Source organism: Mesorhizobium sp. M2C.T.Ca.TU.002.02.1.1 (genome assembly GCF_003997225.1).
On sequence record NZ_RZTO01001257.1, the window covers coordinates 1 to 1,142 of the forward strand.

Below are 1,142 nucleotides of genomic sequence, written 5' to 3' on the forward strand. Positions count from 1 at the left end.
GCTTATCACCGCGCCACGCGGTCTGTTTGGCCGTTTCGGCCTGTTCGGCTCACGCTTCTCGGCGCCCGATATCGCCGCTGCCGCTGCAAACGGCGTGCTCGATGCGGCGGAAGAGCGCGCGTTGTGGGCGCGCTTCGGGCTTTGAAAAAGCCATGATTGCGTCTAGCATGGCGGCTTGACCGACCCATTCGGCCGGCCTTGCCGCGAGAACGCGGGAGGAGTTTGTGATGCCGCAGATCATTTTCTTCGCTGTCGTCGGCGCCGCCGCTTACTTCGGCTACCGCGCTTTCGTGCGCGAGGCCGAACGCGTGACGGCCAAGATCCGGCGCACCGAGAAACAGGCGGCGAACGGCACGATGGGAACGCTGGTCAAGGATCCGAAGACCGGCGAATACCGTCTGGCCAAGGACTGATCCCATCTCGCCAGCAGCCGACATTCTTGAGCCCGGCACAGAGGTCCGGATGTGGCTTGCGCCGGCCAAGGTCAACCTGGCGCTGCATATTACCGGACAGCGCGACGACGGTTACCACCTCATCGACAGCCTTGCCGTCTTCACCCGCTTCGGCGACCGGCTCGAGATCGAGCCGGCCGAGCAGGACGACTTCTCGGTGTCCGGCCGCTACGCCGCCGGCCTGCCGCTCGACGACGGCAATCTGGTGGTCAGGGCCCGCGATGCCTTGCGCCTGGAAGCCGGCGCGCAACATGCGCCGCCCGTCGCCATCCGGCTGGAGAAGAACCTGCCGATCGCCTCAGGTGTCGGCGGCGGTTCGAGCGACGCGGCAGCCGCGCTCAACGGCCTGGCGCGGCTCTGGAAGCTCGATATCGACGATAGCTCGCTGGCCCGGATCGGGCTTTCGCTCGGCGCCGATCTGCCGATGTGCCTGAAGTCGCAGCCGTTGGTCGCGCGCGGCATCGGCGATGAGGTGTCGCCGCTCACCGCATTTCCGGCGCTCGGCCTCGTCCTGGTCAATCCGGGTATCGCCGTCTCGACGCCGGACGTGTTCAAGGCGCTCGCCAGCCGCGACAACGAGGCGCTGCCGCCGCTGCCGAAGCGCCTCGACTTCCACGCCGTCCGCAACTGGCTGGAGGCGACGCGCAACGACCTCGAAGGCGCCGCCCGCTCGATCGAACCTGCGATCGG

2 protein-coding genes are annotated in these 1,142 nt (G+C 67.5%); both read left to right on the forward strand.

Features of this window, described 5'->3' with window-relative positions:
- Positions 1-227: 227 nt before the first annotated feature.
- Positions 228-413: a membrane protein gene (locus EOD07_RS35250; protein WP_027164591.1), complete on the forward strand. Its 186-nt coding sequence runs from the start codon at positions 228-230 to the stop codon at positions 411-413.
- A gap of 49 nt (positions 414-462) precedes the next feature.
- Positions 463-1,142: 4-(cytidine 5'-diphospho)-2-C-methyl-D-erythritol kinase (locus tag EOD07_RS35255; RefSeq protein ID WP_127238426.1), on the forward strand; the 680-nt coding region annotated here is incomplete at its 3' end.